The sequence below is a fragment of the Actinokineospora sp. UV203 genome (genome assembly GCF_056323665.1).
This window is the reverse complement of sequence record NZ_CM150484.1, coordinates 2,964,490-2,986,819: the sequence shown is the minus strand read 5'-3', so window position 1 is coordinate 2,986,819 and position 22,330 is coordinate 2,964,490. Positions and strand designations below refer to the sequence as shown.

The following is a 22,330-nucleotide window of genomic DNA, read 5'->3' as shown; positions in this document are numbered from 1 at the left end:
ATATACATCTCCTCGATACATCAGATGTTTCCGGGAGGATGTCGCGTGAAGCTGCTTCGAGTGGGACCGGCCGGGGAGGAACGGCCCGCTGTCCTGGACGGGTCGGGTGGGCTGCTCGACCTGTCCGGGATCGTCTCCGACATCGACGGGGAGTTCCTCGCCGATGGCGGCGTCGACCGCGTCCGTGCCGCCGCCAGGGCCGGGGGATTGTCGGTGCTGCCGCGGGGTCTGAGGATCGGCGCTCCAGTCGCGCGGCCGGGGAAGATCGTGTGTGTCGGGCTGAACTACTCCGACCACGCCGAGGAGACCGGCGCGGAGAAGCCTACCGAACCGGTGCTGTTCATGAAGGCGCCCAACACGGTGATCGGACCCGACGACCAGGTCCTGGTCCCGCGCGCCAGCGCCAAGACCGACTGGGAAGTCGAACTCGCGGTCGTCATCGGCGAGACCGCCCGCTATCTGACCGGCCACGCGGATGCCCTGGCCCGCGTGGCCGGTTACGCCATCTCCAACGACGTCTCCGAGCGCGAGTTCCAGCTCGAACGCGGCGGCCAGTGGGACAAGGGCAAGTCCTGCGAGACGTTCAACCCGCTGGGTCCGTGGCTGGTCACCGCCGACGAGGTCGGCGATCCCCAGTCGCTGGGCATGCGCCTGTGGGTCAACGGCACGCTGAGGCAGGACGGCAACAGCAAGAACATGATCTTCGCCGTGGCCGAGATCGTCCGGTACGTCTCCCAGTTCATGGTCCTCGAACCCGGCGATGTGATCAACACGGGCACGCCTGCCGGTGTCGCGCTCGGTCTGCCCGACCCGAAGCCGTACCTGCGCGCGGGCGACGTGGTCGAGGTCGAGATCGACGGACTCGGGCGGCAGCGCCAGGAAGTGGGCCAGGCATGACCGCGAGAATCACCAGCTTGCGCACGCACGACATCCGGTTCCCGACCTCGTTGGAGCTTGACGGCTCGGACGCGATGAACCCCGATCCGGACTACTCCGCGGCCTACGTCGTCATCGGCACCGACGCGCCGGACGGCCTGGAGGGCCACGGGTTCGCCTTCACCATCGGCCGGGGCAACGACATCCAGACCGCCGCCATCCGCGCACTGGAGTCCTATGTGGTCGGGCAGCGGCTCGACAACATGCTCGATGACCTCGGTGCCGTGTGGAAGGCCATGGTGCACGACTCGCAGCTGCGCTGGCTGGGCCCGGAGAAGGGCGTCATGCACATGGCGGTCTCCGCGGTGATCAACGCGCTGTGGGACCTCAAGGCCAAGCGGGCGGGCAAGCCGGTGTGGGAGGTGCTGGCCGATTCGACCCCCGAGCAGCTGGTGGACCTGGTCGACTTCCGTTACCTGACCGACGCGCTCACCCGCGACGAGGCGCTGCAGATACTGCGCGCCGCCGAGCCCGGCCGCGCGGAGCGCAAGGCGAAGCTGCTGGCCGAGGGCTACCCGGCTTACACGACCTCGCCCGGCTGGCTCGGCTACGACGACGCCAAGCTGCGCAGGCTCTGCGCGGAGGCCGTGGCCGACGGGTTCACCCAGATCAAGCTGAAGGTCGGCGCCGACCTGGGCGACGACGTCCGCCGCATGCGCATCGCCCGGGAGACCGTCGGCCCGGACATCCGCATCGCGATCGACGCCAACCAACGCTGGGACGTCGGCGCGGCCGTCACCTGGGTCCAGGCGCTCGCCGAGTTCGACCCGTGGTGGGTCGAGGAGCCGACGAGCCCGGACGACGTGCTCGGCCACGCGACCATCGCCCGCGCCATCGCGCCGGTCAGGGTCGCCACCGGCGAGCACGTGCAGAACCGGGTGGTCTTCAAGCAACTCCTGCAATCCGGGGCGATCTCGTTCCTGCAGCTCGACGCGGCCCGGGTCGCCGGGGTGAACGAGAACGTCGCCATCCTGCTGCTCGCCGCCAAGTTCGGTGTGCCGGTCTGCCCGCACGCCGGCGGGGTCGGGCTGTGCGAGCTGGTCCAGCACCTGTCGATGTTCGACTTCGTCGCGGTGTCCGGTTCGCTGCAGGACCGGGTGATCGAGTACGTCGACCACCTGCATGAGCACTTCGTCGACCCGGTCCGGATCGAGGACGGGCACTACGTCACCCCGACGGCACCCGGATTCGGGGCGACGATGCACCCTCGGACACTGGTCCGGTTCGCCTACCCCGACGGTCCCGTATGGACAGACCAGCTGCGGAGGAGCGCCTCATGAGCGATGAACTGGCGGGCCTGCGGGCCATCGTCACCGGCGGCGGCTCCGGCATCGGCCTGGCCGCAGCGCACCTGCTCGCGAAGCGCGGCGCCACCGTCGCCTGTCTTGACCTCGACCCCTCGGGTGTCCCGGAGCCGCTGCTCGGACTGCGGGGCGACGTCGCGGACTCCGCGTCAGTCGACACCGCGGTCGCCGAAGCCGCGCGTGTGCTGGGCGGCATCGACATCGTGGTCAACAACGCCGGCATCGGCGCGCAGGGCACCGTCGAGTCCAACACCGACGACGAGTGGCGGCGGGTCTTCGAGGTCAACGTCCTCGGCATCGTCCGGGTCAGCCGGGCCGCCCTGCCGCATCTGCGCAGGTCGACCGCTGCGGCGATCGTCAACACCTGCTCGATCGCGGCGACCGCAGGCCTGCCCAACCGGGCGCTGTACAGCGCCAGCAAGGGCGCGGTGCAGTCGCTGACCCTGGCGATGGCGGCCGACCACGTCGCGGAGGGCATCCGCGTCAACTGTGTCAACCCGGGCACCGCGGACACCCCGTGGGTGCGCAGGCTGCTCGACGCCGCCGACGACCCGGACGGTGAACTGCGGGCGCTCCAAGCCCGCCAACCGATGGGCCGACTGGTCAGCGCCGACGAGGTCGCCGCCGCCATCGCCTATCTCGCCAGTCCCCTCGCCGCCTCGACCACGGGCACCGTGCTCGCCGTCGACGGTGGCATGCACGGTCTGCGGCTGCGCCCGAAGAGTCAGCCCACCCCTAACCACCTGAGATAGAGGAACACCATGAAGATCACGTCTACCACGCTCGGTGCCGTCGCCGCGGCCGCTCTCGTGCTCGGCCTGAGCGCGTGCAGCAAGGATTCCACGGGTGCGCCCGCCGCTCCCGCCGAAGGCGGTGGCATCGGCGTCGACCTGCCGCGCGCGGACTCCGACTTCTGGAACGCCTACGGCGGCTACATCCCGGCCAAGGCGAAGGACCTCGGGCTGACGCTGACCGCGACCACCAACTCCACCAACGACGTGCAGAAGCTCATCGGCAACGTCGACAACCTGACCGCCCAGGGCGCCAAGGCCCTGGTCATCGCCCCGCAGGACACCGGCGCCATCGGCCCCAAGCTCGACGAACTCGCGGGCAAGGGCATCCCGGTCATCAGCGTCGACACCCGGCCGGACGCGGGCAAGTTCTACATGGTCGTGCGCGCCGACAACCGCGCCTACGGCACCAAGGCGTGCGAGTTCCTCGGCGAGAAGCTCGGCGGCAAGGGCAAGGTCATCGAGTTCCAGGGCGCCCTGTCCTCGATCAACGGCCGCGACCGGTCCGAGGCGTTCAAGGAGTGCATGACCAAGAAGTTCCCGGGCATCACCGTGTTCGAGGAGCCGACGGAGTGGGAGGGCACCAAGGCGCAGGCCGCCCTGGAGACCCGGCTGTCGACCGACCCGGACATCAAGGGCGTCTACATGCAGGCGGGCGGGGTCTTCCTCGACCCGACGCTGCAGGTGCTCAAGCAGCGCGGCCTGCTGGTCCCGCCGACCGACCCCAAACACATCTTCATCGTCTCCAACGACGGCATCGCCCAGGAGTTCGACGCGATCCGCAAGGGCGAGATCGACGCGACCGTGTCGCAGCCCGCGGACCTCTACGCCGAGTTCGGCCTCTACTGGGCCAAGCAGGCGATGAGCGGCGTGACGCCCAAGGTCGGCCCGACCGACCACGGCAGCACCGTCATCGAGGTCCCGGGTGGATTCGAGGACCAGATCCCCGCGCCCCTGGTGACCAAGGACAACGTGGACGACCCTGCACTCTGGGGCAACAAGAAGTAGCGGGGACAGGACAAGAGGAGTCCGTGATGGACGGTGCGCAGGCACCACCGGTCGTCGAGGCGGTCGGGATCGCCAAGCGGTTTGGCCCGACGGTCGCGCTCGCCGACGGGAACCTGTCGGTGCGGGCAGGGGAGACCCACGCTCTGGTCGGCCGCAACGGCGCGGGCAAGTCGACCCTGGTCGGCGTGCTCACCGGGCTGCACCGGCCGGACGCGGGGGAGGTCCGGTTCGCCGGGGAATCCGCGCCCGCGCCGGGCGACCGGGCCGCGTGGCGGGAGCGGGTGGCGTGCGTCTACCAGCGGCCCTCGGTGGTGAAGGAGCTGACTGTCGCGGAGAACCTCTTCCTCGGCAGGCAGCCGCGCGGCCGGTTCGGCCTGCTCTCCCCGGGCAGGCTGCGCCGCGAGGCGGCCGACCTGTTGGAGGCGTGGGCGGTGCCGGTCTCCCCGGACCTGGCCGCCCGCGACCTCACCGTCGAGCAGCGCCAGTTGGTCGAGATCGCCGGGGCGCTCTCGCTGGGCGCGCGGTTCGTCATCCTCGACGAGCCGACCGCCCAGCTGGAGGCCAAGGCGATCCACCGGCTGTTCGACCGGCTGCGCGATCTGCGGGAGCAGGGGGTGACGTTCCTGTTCATCTCCCACCACCTGCCCGAGATCTACGAGATCTGCCAGCGGGTGACGGTCTTCCGCGACGCCCGGCACATCGTCACCGCGCCGGTGGCCGAGCTCGGCCACGACAAGCTGGTCGAGGCGATGATCGGCGAGGCCCGCGGCCTGGTCCAGGCCGGGGTGGACCGGCCGGCGGTGGCCGCGGACGCGGAGAAAGTCCTGGAATTGACCGGGGTCGGTGTCCCGGGGTTCGTGCAGTCGGTCGACCTTTCGGTGCGCCGCGGCGAGATTGTGGGCGTCGCGGGCTCGGCGGCCAGCGGCAAGCGGCAACTGGCCGAGGCGATCGCCGGGCTGCGGGCCCGCACCGGCGAGATCCGGGTGACCGGCCGCGCGATCAAGGCCGGTCAGGTGCCCGCTGCGCTGCGCGGTGGTGTCGGCTACCTGCCGGGCGACCGCAACGTCGACGGATTCGTGCCCGGTCTGTCGGTCGCGGAGAACGCGACGATGACCATCGCGGGCAAGCTCGGGCCCGGGGGTCTCGTGCTGCCGAAGGTCCGCGACGGCCGGGCGAGCACGATGATCGCCGAACTCGACGTGCACACCGCGGGCCCGCACCAGCCGGTCGGCGAGCTGTCCGGCGGCAACGCGCAGAAAGTCGTCATGGCGCGGGCGCTGGCGTCGGACCCGGAGGTGCTGGTGCTCGTGCAGCCCACCGCCGGGGTCGACGTGCGGTCGAAGGAATCGCTGCTGGGGGCGGTGGACGAGCAGACCCGGTCGCGGCGCGGCGCACTGCTGGTGTCCGACGAGCTCGATGACCTGCGGGTGTGCGACCGGGTCGTGGTCATGGTCGGTGGGCGCGTCGTGGGCGAGCACCCCAGGGGTTGGAACGAGGCCGAACTGGTGGCCGAGATCGAAGGAATTGGTGAGTCCGGTGTCTGAGTCCACCTTGGTGTCCACTGAGGCTCCCCCGCGGCCGACACCGCCGGGCAGGCCCGCGAACCGGCTGCGCTTGGCGCGGCTGCGTGACTTCGCGCTGATCCCGCCGATCATCGCGCTGCTGGTCTACGGGTACACACTCAAGCCCGACATCTTCCTCACCCACTCGTACCTGGTCGACTCGGTGCTGAAGTACCAGGCCGTGCTGGCGATGGTGGTGCTGGCCGAGGCGCTGGTGCTCATCGTCGGGAAGTTCGACCTGTCGCTGGAGTCGATCGTCGGCATCGCGCCCGCGGTCGCGATCTTCCTGGTCGTCGGCAACACCTCCGTGCTGGGCGCGCCATGGCCGACCTGGACCGTGCTGCCGGTCGCACTGGTGTTCGGCGGGCTGATCGGGGCGTTCAACGGGCTGCTGATCGTGCGGTTCAAGCTGTCGGCGTTCATCGTCACACTGGCGATGCTGATCTTCCTGCGCGGACTGCAGCTGACCCTGGTCGGCGGCGCGACCATCTCGAACCTGGCCAAGCGGGTGCCGGTGATCGACTACCTGGGCAACGTCCGCATCCTGACCCTGCCGCTGTCCATCTGGATCGTGGTCGTGCTGTTCGCCGTCGGCATCGTCGTGCTCGGCTACACCCGGGTCGGCCGCTCGCTCTACGCCGTCGGCGGCAACCCCGACGCGGCGCGGGCCGCGGGCATCCGGGTGGAGCGGGTCATCTGGATGACGCTGATCGTGGCAGGCCTGCTCGCCGCGCTCGCCGGGCTGATGATGTCGGCGCAGCTGGCGTCGGTCGCGGCCAACCAGGGCGAGGGCATGATCTTCATGGTGTTCGCCGCGGCGGTCATCGGCGGCATCAGCCTCGACGGCGGCAAGGGCTCGCTCTTCGGCGCGCTGTGCGGCGTGGTGCTGCTCGGCCTGATCCGCAGCGTGCTGACCCTGGCCCAGGTGGCGCCCGACCAGATCGAGGCCGTCTACGGCTTGGTCATCCTCGTCGCGCTCGTCCTGGCGCGGCTGACCAGCGGAAAGGCACAGGACTAGCGGTGGAGCGAATCGCCCTGCACACCCGGCTCAAGCCCGGCGCCGAAGCGGAGTACGAGCGGGTCCACGCGGTGATCCCGGCCGACCTGGACGCCGCCCTGCGCGACGCGGGAGTCCACACCTGGCGCATCTGGCGCGACGGGCTCGCCCTGTTCCACGTGGTCGAGGTCGAGGACTACCAGGCGATGCGGCGGGCACTGGCCGACCATCCGGCGAACGTGCCGTGGCAGGCGCGGATGGCCTCGCTGCTGGACGTGCCGGACGACTATTCCGGTGGCGACCGCGGGGTCTCGCTGGTGTGGGAGCTGCCGTGAAGTCGGCGCGGCTGGGCGGTTCTAAGGTCGAGGTGACCGGCCTCGGCTTCGGCGGGGCGGGCATCGGCAACCTGTTCACCGCCGTGTCCGACTCCGACGCGCGGGGTGCGGTGGACGCGGCGTGGGCGGCGGGGGTGCGGTATTTCGACACGGCGCCGCACTACGGCCTAGGACTGTCCGAGCGGCGGTTGGGAGCCGCTCTGGGCGACCGCCCGCGGTCGGAGTACGTCATCTCGACCAAGGTCGGCCGGATCCTGGAGCCCGCGGCGGGCAGCCGCGACGACGAGGGCTTCGACGTGCCCGCGGACTACCGCAGGCGCTGGGACTTCAGCGCCGACGGCGTGCACCGGTCCATTGAGGACAGTCTGGTTCGGCTCGGGATCGATCGGATCGACATCGTCCTGCTGCACGATCCCGACAACCATTGGGCGCAGGCGGCGGGCGAGGCCTACCCTGCCTTGCACGACCTGCGCTCGCAGGGGGTCGTCGGCGCTATCGGCGTGGGTATGAACCAGTGGGAACTGCCCGCGCGGTTCGTCGCCGAGACCGACATCGATGTGGTGATGCTCGCAGGCCGGTACACGTTGCTCGACCGGTCGGCGGCCCCGAAACTGCTCCCGTTGTGTGTCAACCGGGGGGTCTCGGTGATCGCGGCCGGTGTGTTCAACAGTGGTGTGCTGGCCACCGACACACCCGGCGCGACCTACGACTACGCACCGGTTCCCGAGCCGATCCGGGCCCGCGCCGCCCGGATGGCCGAGATCTGCCGGGCGCGCGGGGTGCGTCTGCCGCAGGCGGCGATCGCCTTCGCCGCCCGGCACCCGGCGGTCGCCTCGGTCATCGTCGGCGCCCGGTCGGCGGACCAGTTCGCCCGCAACGCTTCCCTCTACACCACCCCGGTGCCCGCCGACCTGTGGGACGACCTGCCATGACCGTCGACGCGCACCACCACTTGTGGGACCCGGCCGTGCGGACCTACCCCTGGATGATCGGGCCCGCGCTCGATCCGATTCGCCGGGCGTACACAGTGGACGATCTCGCGGCCGTCATGGCGGGGCCGACCGTGCTGGTGCAGACGGTGCCGTCCGTGGCGGAGACCGCGGAGTTTTTGGCGGTGGCTCGCGGTTCGGATGGCTTGATCGCGGGTGTGGTCGGGTGGGTGGACTTGGCGGGCGAGCTGGTGGTGCCCACCGACGACCTGCTGGTCGGCGTGCGCCACCAGGTCGAGGACGAACCCGACCTGCGGTGGCTGCTGCGGCCCGCGGTGCTGGCGTCGTTGCGGGCGTTGGGAATGCCGTACGACTTGCTGGTCCGAGGGCCGCAGCGGGGGGCCGCATTAGAGTGCGTGCGAGAGCTGGACACGGTCTCGTTCGTGCTCGACCACGCCGGGAAGCCGGAGATCGCCGCGGGGGAGTGGGAGCCCTGGGCCTCGTGGATCGGTGAGATGGCCGCGTGCCCGAACGTGGTGTGCAAGCTGTCCGGGCTCACCACACAGGCGCCGTGGGCGGGGTGGACGGTGGCGCAGGTGCTGCCTTATGCCGCCCGCGTGCTTGAGGTGTTCGGGGCACAGCGGGTGATGTTCGGCTCCGACTGGCCGGTGTGCGACCTGGCGGGCGGCTACCCGGGCGTGCGGGCGGTGACGGACGCCGCGCTCGCGGGTTGTGCGGCCCACGAGCGCGCGGCTGTCCTGGGTGGGACAGCCCGGCGCGTCTACGGGCTCAGCGAATGAACTCGGGAAAGCCCACGGTGTGTCGTCAGTCCTGTTCGAGGGCGTATTCCGCCGACCCCAGGGCGTTGCGGAGCCACTGCTCCACCCCGGCCACGTGCACCGTCGCCCACGCCCTGGCGACCTCCGGCTGGCGGGACGCGATGGCCTCGCAGATGGCGTCGTGTTGTTCGCGGGTGCGGCGGACCGCGCCCTCCTGCGTCAGGCCCCGCCAGATGCGGGCGCGGGCGGTCGGGCCGGACAGGCCGTCGATGAGGGAGCACAGGACCGTGTTGCCCGAGCCGGCGGCGATACGGCTGTGGAACTTGAGGTCGTTCGCGACCAGCGCCTCGACCGTCGGGTCCTCGTCGAGTTCGTCGAGGATCGCGCGGAGTTCGGCGATGTCGGCGTCGGTCATGGTCTTGGCGGCCATGGCTGTCGCGGCGGGTTCCAGGATGCGGCGGACTTCGAGGAACTGCAGGACGGTGTCGTCCTGGTGGAAGTCGACCATGAACCCCAAGGTGTCGAGCAGCAGGTCGGGCTCGAGGCTGGTGACGTACGTGCCGTCACCCTGGCGCACGTGCAGGACCCTGATCAGCGACAGCGCCTTGACGGCCTCCCGCAGGGAACTGCGGGACAGGCCGAGGCGCTCGGCGAGGTCGGCTTCCTTCGGCAGGCGGGAGCCGGGGCCGAGTTCGCCGTCGACGATCATCGCCTTGATTTTTTCGATGGCTTCGTCGGTGACTGGCACGGCAACTCCTCCTACGGACATCCGATGTTTCGTAGGATAGCCGCGAGTGGCCTGAGATGTGGAAAGGTTCGCCGATGAGGGTCGCCCTCTTCATCACCTGCTTCAACGACACGCTGTTCCCCGCGACCGGCCAAGCCGTCGTCCGCGTGCTGGAACGGCTGGGGCACGAGGTGGTGTTCCCGCAGGCCCAGACGTGTTGCGGGCAGATGCACTTCAATACCGGCTACCAGCGTGAGTGCGTGCCGCTGGTCCGGTCTTTCATCGACACCTTCGCCGACGCCGACGTCGTGGTGGCCCCCTCCGCGTCTTGTGTGGGGATGGTCCGGGACTTCTACGGGCGTGTCGCGGAGGTGGCGGGGGACCGCGGGCTGGCGGACGCGGTGGCCGAGACGGTGCCGCGGGTGCACGAGTTCACCGAGTTCCTCGTGGACATCGCCGGGGTGACCGACGTCGGCGCCTACTTCCCGCACCGGGTGACCTACCACCCGACCTGCCACGGCCTGCGGCTGCTGAAGCTCGGCGACCGGCCCCAAGCCCTCCTGCGCGCCGTGGAGGGCATCGAGTTGGTGGACTTGCCGGGTGCGACCGAGTGCTGCGGGTTCGGCGGCACGTTCGCGCTGAAGAACTCCGACGTCTCGGTGGACATGGGCGCCGACAAGGTCGCCCATGTGCTGGCCACGGGCGCGGAGGTGCTGACGGCGGCGGACAACTCGTGCCTGATGCACGTCGGCGGCATGCTGTCCCGCTCGCGATCCTCGGTTCGCGTCATGCACCTCGCGGAGATTCTGGCTGGTGAGCGCGCATGACCGGGACTTGGCTGGGCATGCCGCCGTTCCCCGTGGCGGCCCGTGCGGCCCTCGGCGACACCCAGTTGCGCGCCAACCTGCGCAACGCGACCGGGACGATCCGCGGCAAGCGGGCGGCCGTGGTCGCCGAACGCGCGGACTGGGAGGCGCTGCGGGTCGCGGGGAAAGAGATCAAAGACCGGACCCTGCACAACCTCGACACCTACCTCGAGGAGCTCGAACGCAACGTCACCGCGGCAGGCGGTGTCGTGCACTGGGCGCGGGACGCGGCTGAGGCGAACCGGATCGTGATCGACCGGGTCCGGGCGGCGGAGGCCGACGAGGTGGTCAAGGTGAAGTCCATGGCCACCCAGGAGATCGAGCTCAACGAGGCGCTGGCGGAGGCCGGGATCGCCGCCTACGAGACCGACCTCGCCGAGCTGATCGTGCAACTGGGACACGACCGGCCGTCGCACATCCTGGTGCCCGCCATCCACCGCAACCGCTCGGAGATCAGGGACATCTTCCTCCGCGAGATGCCCGGCGTGACCGACGCGCTCACCGACGACCCAGCCGAGCTGGCCGCCGCGGCCCGCGCGCACCTGCGGCGCAAGTTCCTCACCGCCAAGGTCGCCGTCTCCGGCGCCAACTTCGCCGTCGCCGACTCCGGCACCCTCGTCGTGGTGGAGTCCGAAGGCAACGGCCGGATGTGCCTGACCCTGCCCCAGGTGCTGATCAGCGTGGTCGGGATCGAGAAGCTGGTCCCGACCTGGCAGGACCTCGAAGTGATGCTGCAGCTGCTGCCACGCTCGTCGACCGGCGAGCGGATGAACCCGTACACCTCGACCTGGACCGGCGTGACACCCGGCGACGGGCCGCGGGAGTTCCACCTGATCCTGCTCGACAACGGCCGCACCGACGCCCTCGCCGACGACATCGGCCGACAGGCGCTGCGGTGCATCCGGTGCTCGGCGTGCCTCAACGTCTGCCCGGTCTACGAGCGGACCGGTGGCCACGCCTACGGCTCGGTGTATCCCGGCCCCATCGGGGCCATCCTCACGCCGCAGCTGCGAGGCGTCACCGCGGACGAAGTCTCGCCGACCCTGCCGTTCGCCTCGACCCTGTGTGGCGCCTGCTATGAGGTCTGCCCGGTGCTGATCGACATCCCGCAGGCACTCGTCCATCTCCGCGCGAAAGTTGTGGACGCCAAGCGCGGCAAGCCTTCCGTTGAACGGGCCGCCATGCGGGTGGCGCAGTGGATCTTCGCCGACGCGCGCAGGCTGCGCGTCGCCCAGCGCTTGGGCGCTGTCGGCGGCCGAGTGCTGGGCCCCCGGGGCCGCATCGGCAGGCTTCCCGGGCCGCTGAGGGGCTGGACGGGCACCCGCGACACCGCGACCCCGCCCCGGCGGTCGTTCCGATCCTGGTGGGAGTCCCGATGACCGCGCGCGACGAGATCCTGGGCCGCATCCGCTCCGCGTTGTCCACTGTGGACAAGGCGGAGACAGTCGTGTCCCGGGACTACGAGCAGGCGATCGAGGGCGACCTCATCGAGCTGTTCGCCGAACGGGTGGCCGACTACCGGGCGACCGTCGTCCGCACCAAGCCCGACGCGCTCCCCGACGCCATCGCCGAGCAGCTCGCCCACTTCGGCATCACCTCGGTCGTCACGCCCGCCGACCTGCCGACGCACTGGGTTCCGCGGGCGGTAGTGGACTCCCCGCCACTGTCGGTGCCCGCCCTCGACACCACCGACGGCGTCGTCACCGCCTGCGCGGTCGGCATCGCCGAGACCGGCACCATCGTGCTCGACGCGGGCGCGGGGCAGGGCAGGCGCGCCCTCACCCTGGTTCCGGACTTCCACTTGTGTGTGGTGCGAGCGGACCAGATCGTCGGCACCGTCCCCGAGGCGATCGCCCGCCTCGACGGCACCCGGCCCCTGACGTGGATCAGCGGCCCGTCGGCCACCAGCGACATCGAGTTGAACCGGGTCGAGGGCGTCCACGGTCCCCGCACCCTGGTCGTCCTCATCGTCGGCTAACTCAACGCGGGGTTGACAGGGTCGTCCACGCGGTGGGTGAACCAAATGATGTAACCGGAGAACGGAAGTGCTCGGTGGTTCGGTCCCGAATGGACGGCGAGCCCGCACCCAAGGTGTCGGGCACTATGTCGGGTTCCTCGCCGACCAAGATCGCGCGGTCCTGGACCCATCGGTACCGGTCGATGTGCTCGATCATCTCGACGTTGTAGTCGGTAGTCAGGAACGTCTCGCGCGCACCGCCGTCCGGCATCGGCAGGTAGCCGACGAAGTCGGGGTCACACGTACTGGCCGCGCTTGAGCTCGGGGTCTCGTGCCAGTAGTGGTCGACGTCTCAGTCCTCGCGCCGATCACGAGGTCGTAGAGGCCTTCCTCGATGATTTCCTGGAAGCATGAAGTCGGCCAGCAGGAACTCGTCCATGTTGCGCAGCGTCGCTCACCGGCACGTGTGCCGTCCGGGCGTGTTTGACCACTCTCGTTTGAGGGAGCGTTGGTGGTCGAAGTCGAAGTCCTCCAACGACTTTCGTGACGGGAACCGGGCGCCGCGGATGCCGAGGTCGGCGGCCGCGGGCAGTCCGACCCGGTAGACATTGTCCTCCACCTGAGTCCAAAACCTGCGGGGGTCGTTGTCACCGACCAGGGAATCCAGTTCCGACACGATGTCCTCGACCAGCTGGTCAAGGCCGGCGCCGTCGGTGGTGCGGTAGTCCTCGGGGCAGGTGGACACGCCACCGCCGTCGGTCCACCGGATGCCCTCGGTGTCCTTGATAGCGGTGAGGGTGAGCTCACCGTCGGCCTCGTCCATGGTGACGATCAGCTCGGTGGCGCCGGGGAACGGTCCGGACACCCAGTAGGCGACCCGCGGCAGGCGAGCGCGGCGCATCGCCACTGCCGCGGTGTCGCCGAGGTCGTGGGCGGCGCCTGCGACCGCACCAGGTCGAGGAACTCGCCTACCGCCCGCGCTCCTCCTTCGACTTCGGCGAACACGCCCGCCGAGTCGTTGCCCACGTGCCCCGCCAGGCCGAGAGTGCGGGCCAGCCCGTGGACAAAGGGCCGGAAGCCGACCCCCTGCACCACGCCGCTGACCCGCACCGCCATTCGACCTGTCGCTCCACTCGATCAGTGTCCGCCCGCCGAGCCACCAGGTCGACCCGAAAGCGCGGCGGTGATTCCCGACGCCGGGTGAAGCGGTGCTTGCCCGGAATCTGGTTACTTCCTTCGCGTGGTCACCGCAGGGTGAGGCCGAACAGGTGCATACGGCTTTGGCTGGGCAGGCGAACGGAGGTCAGTTGCTTGGTCCCCGTGACCGAGATCGTCTGGTGGAGCAGCCGGACCCGCAGCGAGTGGTCGCCTGCCGCCCCGTGGCGGTGGGTCGTCTGCACGGCGACGAGTTCACCGTAGTCGGCGGCCCGTCCCCAATCGGACAGGTTCAGGGTGGCCGTTGTGGTGGTGCCATCGGAGTAGGTGAAGGTCACCGTGCCGGAGGCGTTGCCTTGGGTGGCGACCGCGAGAACGTGCAGTTGGGTGTACGTGCCCGCGGGAACCTGGATCGTCTGTCCATTCGGGACGATGTTGTTCTTTTGGCCGTCGGCGTAGCCGGGCATCGTCCAGTTGACACCACCCGAGACGAACAAGCCTGGGGTGGGCATTTCCTCGGCCGGGAAGGTGTAGCCCGAGGTGTCGAGGTCGCCGTCGGTGGGAGCGGACTGCCATGAGATGCCGTCGTTGTTCAGCAGCGACCCGATGGACAGCGGCGTGCCGCCTGCCGCGGGCGGCAGACCCCAGGATGCCTTGGTCGGCGTGGCCACCGGCGCGATCACCAGGGCCGGGTTCGTGCCCGAGGTCGTGATCAGGGCCTCCTGCCCCGCGGCCAGGGTGATCTCCAGGTCGCCGTCGGGCCGCTGCGTCCACGCGATCGGGCCAGGTGTCTGCCCGGCCGGTTGCACGCTGTACGGCCCCGGCATCCCGCCTGGCCGCACCCGGCACGGCTCACCGGCCCGGCTGCGGACCCTGATGAACTCCGTGACACCCGCGCGGCGGCGGGCGCTGATCTGGAACGCGCCCTCGGTGACGACGTTGTGGAGAGTCACGTCGGCCCACGCGGTCGGCACGGCCGGGAACACCCGGATCACGTCGCCCCAGCTTTGCACGAGCATGTCGTGCATGGTCTGCGCGCCCGCGAGCGGCGTCTCGATCACCGGGCCGGTCTCGGCGTACATGGTGTTCTGCTTGACGTAGCCGCTGATCAGCTTGTTCAGCTGGGTCAGGGCCGAGTTCCCGTTGCCCAGCAAGGCATACATCGATCCGGAACCGGTGAAGCTGTAGCCCTGCAGCGCGCCGGTCAGGCTCTGCCAGTGGGCCACCGATTTGATCAGCAGGTCCCGGTTGGCGGGCACGGTCACGTCCAGCTCGTAGAGCGGGTAGAACCACAGCAGATGCGAGAAGTGCCGGTGCGAGGACGTGAGTTGCTTGTCCTTGCCGATCCACAGCCCCTGGCTGGCGTCCTGCGGCGGCGGGGTGAGGTGGGTGAGCACGTCCTGCCACTTGGCCGCCAGCGGATCGTTGACGCCGAGGCGGTCGGCGGCGGCGAGCAGGGTGCGGCAGCCCCAGTGGATCAGGGCTAGGTCGTAGTTGCAGTCGCTGGTGTTGGCGTACTCCGGCGAGTACGTGGTGGGCAGGTGGTAGACGCCCGAGGTGTCCTTGGTGAGGAAGTGCAGATAGAAGTTGATCGCCTTGCGCAGCCGGGGGAACAGGATGTCCCGAAGCAGGTCCTCGTCCATGGTGTGCCGGTACGCCAGCCACACGTTGTGCAGCGCCCAGGTCAGGTTGCCCGCCTCGCATACCGGCGAGGTGGTGCCGGGCACGGAGGCGACCGCCGTTTTGAGGTCCTCCTGGCTGGTCCGGGCGAGCACCAGCGAGTCGCCGCGGTAGGCCGCAGGAGTGTTCGCGATCAGGCTCGCCTCGTTGGCCGTGATCGCGGCCCGCAGCGAGTCCAGCTCGGTGTGGTCGGTGGCGTTGATCAGCCAGTACTCCAACTGCACATTGAGGTTCCACCACACCGCGGGCCACGGCGTCGGCTCCAGCCACGGGCCGGTCGTGGCGATGGTCGGCCGGTCGGCGCGGGTGGCGCTGGCGACCTTGTAGAGCTGCGTCCAGTAGAAGCTCATCAGCTTGGTGTCGGGAACGGACACGAAACTGCGCGGGTAGAAGGCGTTCCACCACGAGCGGTGGTCGACGGCGAGCTGGTCGAGAGTGCCCGTCGCGGCCATGGTCGCCGCGGCGGTGGTGCTCGCCGAGTGGTCGGTGGCACTGTGCGCGACGGTGCACAGCAGGGTCGCGGTGACGCCGTCGGCCTCGGTGCGCCGGGTCCAGCGGGTCTCGGTGCGGCCGCCGCAGGCCAGGTCCTGCACGCAGGTGCCGCCGGTGGCGTTCGTGGTGGTGACGGCAGCGGGATTCGACAGCAGGTCGGCCGGTCGCTGCGTCGGGTAGAACTGCTCGCGGGGGCTGACCGCGGCCTGCGAGGTGAACGTCCACGTCGCGGTCTCGGTGCCGCTCACCGGCACGGCCGCGACTGCCAGCAAGTCCTTGCGGGCGTGGACGAACGCCCGGATCGACAGCACGCCGCTGGTGGTCGTCACGAAGCCGCTCAGCTCAGCGTTCCACAGCGAGAGCCGCAGATCGACACCGGTCACGGTTCCCGTCGTCTGCAGGGTCACGTACCCGATCGGCAGCCGGGCACCGCCCCACAGCGGCCCGCCCGGGGTCTGGTGGTCACGCACCCGGCTGTCCCCGAGGACAAATGCGAGCCGGTTGGTGCCCGACCGCTGGTACACGCTCGCGCCCAGCCCGCCATTGCCAAGGAACGGCCCTTCATAGAAGGACTTGGGAACCGATTGCCACACCAGGTCGAGGGCGCCGAGGAAGTCCCTCCACCCGGTGCCCGCGGCCAGCCGGTCGTCGAGCACGGCCCCGGCGGCGAACGCCGGTGTGGCGCCTGACATCGCTATCGGCAGCGCGGCGGCGCCTGCCGCGGCAAGCGACCAGGAGAGGATCGAGCGGCGCGAGATCTGGTTTGACATGGCGACTCCGTCGCATTCATCCAATGTTCACGGGGGTGAACATGGTATTGACGTGAACTGAGCGGAGTGAGTGTTAAATAGATCGGACCTTTTCGCAAGGGTCAGTTTGGCCCGGGAAGTAGTCCGGCTCTCTGCGGCGATCCGACGGTGTGCGCAATGTTGCGCGAAACAGTCACCGGAGGAACATTCCCTTGCGGTGCTCCCGCGCAGACTAGTGCCTACCGCCGCGGCGGCGCCAACAAGCGGTGGAGCCGCTCCTGGCCCGCGCGTGGTGGCCCCCGACGGGTGCGCGGGCCACCACGCGATGATGCTTAAATTTGCTTATGTGATGTTGACTACTGCTTATTAGATGGCGAGTATGTGCATTTACGAGCATCTGTTGCTTCCTTGTTTCCCTGCGAACCAAGGAAGCGTCGTGTCGGACATCTCGCGAAGGTCCCTGTTCGGCGGTGCTCTCGCCACCGGCGCGGTCGCCTTGGGGGTGGGGTCCTTCCCCGCCGCCGCCACCGCCCAGGCCCGCGGGCTGCGCGGTCGACCCAGGTGCGTGCGGGCACCGCCGAGCCGCTCGCCGCCGGGCTCGACGTGCCGACTCCTCCCCGCAGTGCGCGTCCCGATGTTCCTCGACAGCTACGGCCAATGTGAGCAGCACCTGACGCAGCGACTCCGCGACGGCATCCTTGTGGATGGCCCGGACCTGGTCGGCGGCCATGTCGAGGTACTGCCGCAGGACGCCGTCGAAGACCACGGACCGTTCCCGCCACTTTGCGTACTCCCGGTAACTTCCCCAGAGTTCCTTGCATCTTTACCAGATTCGGACGCGAACTCCGGGTGGATGGACCTGCCGTGAGGGTACAACGGTCCGGAGTTCCGGCAACTCCAGTTAGATCTGTCTCATGTGGACCCAGAATTTTTGGGTTCGCGAGCGACGGGCACCGTCGCGAGGTCGCTTTCGTCGATCCATTCGATGGTGGCGACGATGTGCGCGCCGAGCTTCGCCTGTCGGGCCTCGTTGACCGCACGGTTGCGTGCATGCACGACCAGGGTGGGCCACGGTTGGGCAAAGTCGAGTGCGGTTTCGTCGCTTGGATGTTCGGCCGAGTACATCGGACCGTCGGGCTCGACTCGCCAGAGCTCGAAGTAGAGCGTCACCTGGTTGTGGTTGGCCAAGTCGTCGATGACATTGACGAGTCGGGTGGATGGACAAGCCGGCCGGCCGTCGTGAGCGCTTGTCTGAAGGTCGGCGGTCAGCCATGGCAGCACGGGGTGCCTGGCGCCGAGATCGGTCAGCGTGCGTCGCAATACGACGGGCTCGGACCAGTCAGGTGGGTCATGCCGGGCGAGGCCGGCCTGGTAGGCGCGTTGCACGGCTGGCAGGGCGTGGTGGACTCGTCGGCGGCCGAGCGCGCCGGCTGCCCATTCCCGCACGGTGTTGTGCTCGCTGTCGAGCAGTTCGGTCAGTGCCTGGTTGGCGCGGTGATCGTCGAGTTCTTCGACGATGTCGATGGCGCACAGTTGTCCGTACCGGTTCAGTGTCGGCAAGGCACGCAGCAGCGGTGCGACGATGTCGGTGTCGCGGCCTCGGTGGATCAGCTCTGCCTGAGCGTCTTCGGCCTGGTCGGCCGGGTGGGCGCCGAGTTGGCGGATCAGCTGCCGAAGTTCGTCGGCCTCGCCACTGTCGATGACGTGTCTCCGTTCTGCTTGTCCGGCGTGTTCAGTGCCGGCGGCGGTATGCGTCGCGGCACCATTATCGGTCCGGCGTCGAGCATGTTTCACGCGTTATCGTCGGCTCGCACGCTGGTGCGGTCAGGTGTCGGTGTCCGTCGTGGAGTCGACGTAGGCTGCGATGCCCGGGTGGTCGACGGTGGCGGTGTAGCGGTAGGCGCCGGCGATGGACAGGCCGAACAGGTCGCACAAGACGCGTGCGTCACCGCCGGTGGCCTGTGCTTCGTCCATGATGCGGTCCTGTCGGACAAGTTGTGGGTTCATGCCGAGGCGTTTGTGGATCCAGTACAGGGTGGCCGCGCCGGTGTGGGTGGCGATCCGGTAGTGGATGAACAGGTGCGGGTTGACCGTGTTGGGCCAGCGCGTCTCGCGGTGGTCGAGGTATGCCCGCAGCCGTCGGCGCACTGGTTGCGCGAGGGGAATGATTCGGTCGCCGAGGTGAAGCCGGCCGTCTCGGATGTCGGTGAGGAGCAGCGCGCAGAGTTGCCCGGAGCTCAGCGCGTGGAAGGCGATCATCGCTGCCATCGCGGCGGTGGTGACGTCATCGGAGTTGAGCGCGGCATCCAGCACGGTGAGGTCGACCGCCTGGGGCGCGGGTTTGTCCAGCCGCGGGCCGCGAATTCTGTTGGCCGGGTTGCAGAAGATCACCTTCTGGCCTTTGAGGACTGTGAAGATCGAACGCAGGCCCTGCAGCGCAATGGATCGTGGGACACCGCTGGCGGGCAGGGCGTCCAGGACATCGTCTCGGGTGATCTCGCGCAGCGAATCATGCTCGCGCGCCCAGGTGCGCAGGATCGGCAGCGCGAACCCGAGCTGGCTGCGCATTGTCTTGGGCGATCGGGGATGACGGCGTGGCGGTGTGGTGCTGCCGTGCAGCATCACACCGTACCAACCCGGCAAGTGAATATCTTTCAATTTCGCCCGCTGACCTGTGAGAACAGGACCGGCGGGCGATCTTGTTTGTCCGTCCCAAGGGGACAGTAGGCACCGAACTGGAGCACCGTCATGATCGGCGCGAAATAGGGTCAGGACTTTGCTCCAGGAGTAGTCGCCCGACCGGGTGCTCTAGGCACGCTTCTTTGGATGACCGCGTCTTCAAACCATGCGTCCAACTCGCATGGCCCGGGTCATCAGTTTGGAGCTAGTCGCGCGTGTCTTGCCTGGAGAAGGGCGCTTGCTCCACCACTTGCGTCGCCGCGCAGCCCAGGTAACAAGCGAAACACGTCGCGCGAAGCGGCGTGGGATGAATTATCCGTACGGGCCTGATTGAACGCTTGGACTAACGACGGTGCCGCCTCCACACCTGTCGACCGTTTGCTAGTAGCCGCGAGGCGCGTCGACTCGGACTTTCGAAGGGCTCAGATTGGCTGCCGTAGTAGTCGTCGGTGTGGAGGGCTGCCGGCAGTGGCGTCAGACATGCGCGGGGATGATTTGCGCTTCATGTAGGACGAGCAGGTCCACGACGAAGCAGGCGATCTCGCCCTTCGCTGTGCGGCCGATCCAGGTCGGGTAGGCGCCGTCGCCCCACCCGGAGTGGAACTGGACGAGGCTCGCTCCCGTTGCCGGGTCGATGATTTCGGCGTCCAGATCCGCTGTCCCGTCCCAGTTGGACATGGCTTGGTCGAATTGCTCGGCCAGTGCGGGGCCGGCGGTGACGTCGAAGAAACATGCCGTGCCGCTGTCGACACCGAAACCGTGGAACTCGCCGTCCCCGAGCAGCAACGGGTCGGCGGACGCGGTCAGGGCGGGCTCCCATGAGGCGACCGGTGCGTCGATCACGGCCAGGCGTGCCGCCGCCACCCTGGTGTGGTCGGGTTGGTCGACGAACTGGATCACCGCCAGGTCCACGGGGTAGACGCCGGGGGCGAGGACGGTGGTGAACGGTTTCACTCCGTCGAGCCAGCCGGGGTCGGCGGCCGCTAACTGCCCGGACACCAATCGTGCCAGCCCGGCGCGGTGGGTGCTGGTGATCACGGTTCCGGCACTGTTCGGCAGCGAGTATCGCGTGCCGGGCCTGAAGAACGCCGTCAGATCGCCGGGAAGCAGGGGAATCGGAGGTCCCCACGGTGGAGCAGTGGCCGGACCGACGACCTCGTCGACCTGTCGCACGTCGATCGCGCCGAGGCCGAACAGGCTCGACCATTCGCCGAATGCCGGGACGGCGACGACGAGCGTCGCCGGGTCGACCTGGGTTTGCATCGCCCGCATCCCGCCGCCATCGCCCGCAGGTGCGTCCTCGTGCTCCACTCGGCCGGAGCGCAGGTTGCGGATGCGCTGTTGTCCTGCGCGGCGGTCGAACTCGGCCTGCTCGGCCGTGTGGTAGGTCCAGTGCCGGATATCGGTGACGAACAATCCGCCTTCCGGCACCAGGCGGCCTTCCGCGTGGTGTACGCGCCTGCCCTGCTCGTCGAAGCGCCATGCGCGCACGAATCGCTGCGTTCCCGCCCACTCGACCAGGGCCAGGACACGCCCGTCGCCCGCCGCCGCGGCGGCCACGGCGAACTGCTCTCCCGCCGCGTGTCGACGCCGCGCCTCCACGACACCGATGCGTCCGACCAGGGGGCTTGACCCCGGATGTTGGACACGGGGTTATGCGGCTTGATTCAGCGTAGCCGGTGTCGGGTGGCGGCTGTTCTCGTAGTCGATCGGGGACATCTGTCCGAGGTGGGAGTGGCGTCGTCGGGTGTTGTAGCGGTGCAGCCAGCCGAAGGCGGCCAGCCGCGCATCGCGTTCGCTGGCCCAGTTCTGTGCGCCTTGCAGGGTTTCGCGTTTGAACGAGGCGTTGAGGCTTTCCGCGGCGGCGTTGTCCGCCGAGCTGCCGACCGCGCCCATGGACTGGATCACCCCGGCCTGATGGCAGGCCTCGGCGAAGGCCCGAGAGGTGTATTGGGCTCCGTGGTCGGCGTGGAAGATCGCCCCGGCCAGGCTGCCCCGGGTGCGCTGGGCCGCCCGTAGTGCGTCGATGACCAGCTCGGTGCGCATGTGATCGGCGATGGCCCACCCGGCCAGCCTGCGCGAGCACAGGTCCATCACGGTCGCCAGGTAGCAGAACGTGCCGTCGGCGATCGGTAGGTAGGTGATGTCGCCGACGTACCTGGTGTTCGGCGTTTCGGCGGTGAAGTCCCGTCCGAGCAGGTCCGGCGCCTTGGCCACGGCGGGGTCGCCGATGGTGGTGCGATGTCGGCGGCGCAGCCGCAGACCGGCCAGGCCGATACCGCGCATGACCCGGGCGACCCGCTTGTGGTTGACCTGGTGCCCTGCCTCGCGCAACTCGGCGGTGACCCGGGGGACACCGTAGGTGCCCGCCGAGTCACGGTGAATCGTGCGGATGCGCGCGGCCAACCGATCGTCGGCGGTGGCGCGGGCCGCGCGGTCGGGCGCGGTGGCTTTCCAGTGGTAATAGCTGGACCGGGCGATCCCGATGACCTGACATAACCGCTTCACGCCGTAAAGGCGCTGATGGTCGGCGACGAACTGGAAGCGGTTCACCAGCGCGTCTCCCCGGCGAAATACTTGGCCGCCTTGCGCAGGATGTCGCGTTCCTCCTCCAGTTCGCGGATCCGCTTGCGCAGCAAGGTGTTCTCGTTGTCCGCCGAACCCGACGGCGACACCGTCGCCGTCGCCGGTGCTCCGGTGCGCTGCCCGTCATCGAGCCGAATCCAGCTGCGCAGCGTCTCGTGGTTGATCCCGAGGTCCTCGGCCACGGACTTGATCGTCGCGCCCGGCCGAGACCGGTACAACGCGACCGCCTCGGCCTTGAACTCCGGCGGATAGTGCTTCATCACCATCTGTGCGGGACTCCTGTCCACCCGGACCGTCAGGATCCAAGTGTCCAACATCCGGGGTCAAGGCCCCAGCGCCCGTGCGGCAGGGTCATACCCCTCGCAGTAGACGAGGTCCACAGTGATCCGTTCAGGCATGGCGCCAACAGTAACCACCCGCCACGACAGCCGGATCGAATCGGGGATCCTGTCCCATTCCGCACGTTTCCTCATGTCGGCCAGCGGCGCTGGGGTGTACGCGGGGGGCGGTTGATTCGGTGATTGGTCCGCCCTGGTGAATGTCGGTGGGGGTCGTCACAACCGGGTCACATGGATTGGGCCGTTCGGCGGAAGCGAGACCTTGGTGTGATCTGGTTTGGTCTGTTCTGACACGTGCGGCGGTCGGTTGATCACCACCCGGCGGCGGCGTGCGGAACTGGGGAGTTCACACATGCGTTCGTCGCGTCCGCGCGGCTTGTTTTCGCGCGCCTTGATCGTGTTTTTGTTGCTGGCGATGGTGTTGGTGGGTGTGCCAGCGGGGCCGCCGATCAGCAACGGG

Annotated in this window: 20 protein-coding genes and 1 pseudogene; 12 read left to right on the top strand and 9 right to left on the bottom strand. The window is 69.1% G+C overall.

The window, feature by feature from the left end:
* The first annotated feature begins 45 nt into the window (after nucleotides 1-45).
* From ACUZ2Y_RS13895 to ACUZ2Y_RS13855, 9 genes are read left to right on the top strand one after another with little or no spacing between them, the layout of a single operon-like run.
* On the top strand, nucleotides 46-897 hold the full coding sequence (locus ACUZ2Y_RS13895; protein ID WP_476330900.1) for a fumarylacetoacetate hydrolase family protein: 852 nt from the start codon (nucleotides 46-48) through the stop codon (nucleotides 895-897).
* Nucleotides 894-2,216, top strand: coding sequence for an L-fuconate dehydratase (locus tag ACUZ2Y_RS13890; RefSeq protein WP_476330897.1), 1,323 nt, complete (start codon nucleotides 894-896; stop codon nucleotides 2,214-2,216). The genes ACUZ2Y_RS13895 and ACUZ2Y_RS13890 overlap by 4 nt, the downstream gene beginning before the upstream one ends.
* Entirely contained in the window at nucleotides 2,213-2,992 is a 780-nt protein-coding gene (locus ACUZ2Y_RS13885; protein ID WP_476330894.1) for an SDR family NAD(P)-dependent oxidoreductase, read from the top strand. The genes ACUZ2Y_RS13890 and ACUZ2Y_RS13885 overlap by 4 nt, the downstream gene beginning before the upstream one ends.
* Nucleotides 2,993-3,001: 9 nt before the next feature.
* The gene (locus tag ACUZ2Y_RS13880) at nucleotides 3,002-4,039 is read left to right on the top strand and encodes a sugar ABC transporter substrate-binding protein (RefSeq protein ID WP_476330891.1); all 1,038 of its coding nucleotides are present in this window, start codon (nucleotides 3,002-3,004) and stop codon (nucleotides 4,037-4,039) included.
* Nucleotides 4,040-4,065: 26 nt separating this feature from the next.
* Nucleotides 4,066-5,583, top strand: a complete 1,518-nt coding sequence (locus ACUZ2Y_RS13875) for a sugar ABC transporter ATP-binding protein (RefSeq protein ID WP_476330888.1) — start codon at nucleotides 4,066-4,068, stop codon at nucleotides 5,581-5,583.
* Nucleotides 5,576-6,619: an ABC transporter permease gene (locus ACUZ2Y_RS13870; RefSeq protein WP_476330885.1), complete on the top strand. Its 1,044-nt coding sequence runs from the start codon at nucleotides 5,576-5,578 to the stop codon at nucleotides 6,617-6,619. Before ACUZ2Y_RS13875 ends, ACUZ2Y_RS13870 begins: the two co-directional genes overlap by 8 nt.
* Before the next feature lie 11 nt (nucleotides 6,620-6,630).
* A complete protein-coding gene (locus ACUZ2Y_RS13865) occupies nucleotides 6,631-6,933 on the top strand; it encodes an L-rhamnose mutarotase (RefSeq protein WP_476331785.1) in 303 nt (100 codons plus the stop codon).
* A complete protein-coding gene (locus ACUZ2Y_RS13860) occupies nucleotides 6,930-7,865 on the top strand; it encodes an aldo/keto reductase (RefSeq protein ID WP_476330882.1) in 936 nt (311 codons plus the stop codon). The genes ACUZ2Y_RS13865 and ACUZ2Y_RS13860 overlap by 4 nt, the downstream gene beginning before the upstream one ends.
* Complete coding sequence (locus tag ACUZ2Y_RS13855; protein WP_476330879.1) at nucleotides 7,862-8,662, top strand: amidohydrolase family protein; 801 nt, start codon at nucleotides 7,862-7,864, stop codon at nucleotides 8,660-8,662. The genes ACUZ2Y_RS13860 and ACUZ2Y_RS13855 overlap by 4 nt, the downstream gene beginning before the upstream one ends.
* A gap of 25 nt (nucleotides 8,663-8,687) precedes the next feature.
* Here ACUZ2Y_RS13855 and ACUZ2Y_RS13850 read toward each other — a convergent pair whose 3' ends face one another.
* The gene (locus ACUZ2Y_RS13850; protein WP_476330876.1) at nucleotides 8,688-9,389 is read right to left on the bottom strand and encodes a FadR/GntR family transcriptional regulator; all 702 of its coding nucleotides are present in this window, start codon (nucleotides 9,387-9,389) and stop codon (nucleotides 8,688-8,690) included.
* 74 nt (nucleotides 9,390-9,463) lie between these two features.
* Here ACUZ2Y_RS13850 and ACUZ2Y_RS13845 point away from each other — a divergent pair, with 74 nt between their 5' ends.
* From ACUZ2Y_RS13845 to ACUZ2Y_RS13835, 3 genes are read left to right on the top strand one after another with little or no spacing between them, the layout of a single operon-like run.
* Nucleotides 9,464-10,195: a (Fe-S)-binding protein gene (locus ACUZ2Y_RS13845; RefSeq protein WP_476330874.1), complete on the top strand. Its 732-nt coding sequence runs from the start codon at nucleotides 9,464-9,466 to the stop codon at nucleotides 10,193-10,195.
* Entirely contained in the window at nucleotides 10,192-11,613 is a 1,422-nt protein-coding gene (locus ACUZ2Y_RS13840; protein WP_476330871.1) for a LutB/LldF family L-lactate oxidation iron-sulfur protein, read from the top strand. The genes ACUZ2Y_RS13845 and ACUZ2Y_RS13840 overlap by 4 nt, the downstream gene beginning before the upstream one ends.
* Nucleotides 11,610-12,212 carry a LutC/YkgG family protein gene (locus ACUZ2Y_RS13835; RefSeq protein ID WP_476330869.1) on the top strand — a complete coding sequence of 201 codons (603 nt, stop codon included), beginning with the start codon at nucleotides 11,610-11,612 and terminating at the stop codon, nucleotides 12,210-12,212. Before ACUZ2Y_RS13840 ends, ACUZ2Y_RS13835 begins: the two co-directional genes overlap by 4 nt.
* A gap of 433 nt (nucleotides 12,213-12,645) precedes the next feature.
* On the opposite strand, the gene ACUZ2Y_RS13830 is transcribed toward ACUZ2Y_RS13835, so the two are convergent.
* From ACUZ2Y_RS13830 to ACUZ2Y_RS13795, 8 genes and pseudogenes are all read right to left on the bottom strand, one after another.
* Nucleotides 12,646-13,092, bottom strand: a complete 447-nt coding sequence (locus ACUZ2Y_RS13830; RefSeq protein WP_476330866.1) for a hypothetical protein — start codon at nucleotides 13,090-13,092, stop codon at nucleotides 12,646-12,648.
* Nucleotides 13,093-13,121: 29 nt separating this feature from the next.
* Nucleotides 13,122-13,307 (bottom strand): annotated as a pseudogene (locus tag ACUZ2Y_RS13825) (acylphosphatase); the annotation flags it as partial.
* A gap of 128 nt (nucleotides 13,308-13,435) precedes the next feature.
* On the bottom strand, nucleotides 13,436-16,288 hold the full coding sequence (locus ACUZ2Y_RS13820) for a glycosyl hydrolase family 95 catalytic domain-containing protein (protein WP_476330863.1): 2,853 nt from the start codon (nucleotides 16,286-16,288) through the stop codon (nucleotides 13,436-13,438).
* Nucleotides 16,289-17,179: 891 nt separating this feature from the next.
* Entirely contained in the window at nucleotides 17,180-18,061 is an 882-nt protein-coding gene (locus tag ACUZ2Y_RS13815) for a HEAT repeat domain-containing protein (protein WP_476330860.1), read from the bottom strand.
* Nucleotides 18,062-18,091: 30 nt separating this feature from the next.
* Nucleotides 18,092-18,835 carry a hypothetical protein gene (locus ACUZ2Y_RS13810; RefSeq protein ID WP_476330857.1) on the bottom strand — a complete coding sequence of 248 codons (744 nt, stop codon included), beginning with the start codon at nucleotides 18,833-18,835 and terminating at the stop codon, nucleotides 18,092-18,094.
* A gap of 585 nt (nucleotides 18,836-19,420) precedes the next feature.
* Nucleotides 19,421-20,548: a DUF4241 domain-containing protein gene (locus tag ACUZ2Y_RS13805; RefSeq protein WP_476330854.1), complete on the bottom strand. Its 1,128-nt coding sequence runs from the start codon at nucleotides 20,546-20,548 to the stop codon at nucleotides 19,421-19,423.
* Between the two features lie 51 nt (nucleotides 20,549-20,599).
* Nucleotides 20,600-21,798, bottom strand: a protein-coding gene (locus tag ACUZ2Y_RS13800; RefSeq protein ID WP_476327507.1) for an IS3 family transposase whose coding sequence is annotated in 2 segments (ribosomal slippage) — nucleotides 20,600-21,516 and nucleotides 21,516-21,798 — 1,200 coding nt in all. Because the reading frame shifts where the segments join, the coding sequence is not laid out codon by codon here.
* 288 nt (nucleotides 21,799-22,086) lie between these two features.
* Complete coding sequence (locus ACUZ2Y_RS13795; RefSeq protein ID WP_476330851.1) at nucleotides 22,087-22,326, bottom strand: hypothetical protein; 240 nt, start codon at nucleotides 22,324-22,326, stop codon at nucleotides 22,087-22,089.
* Nucleotides 22,327-22,330: the final 4 nt, after the last annotated feature.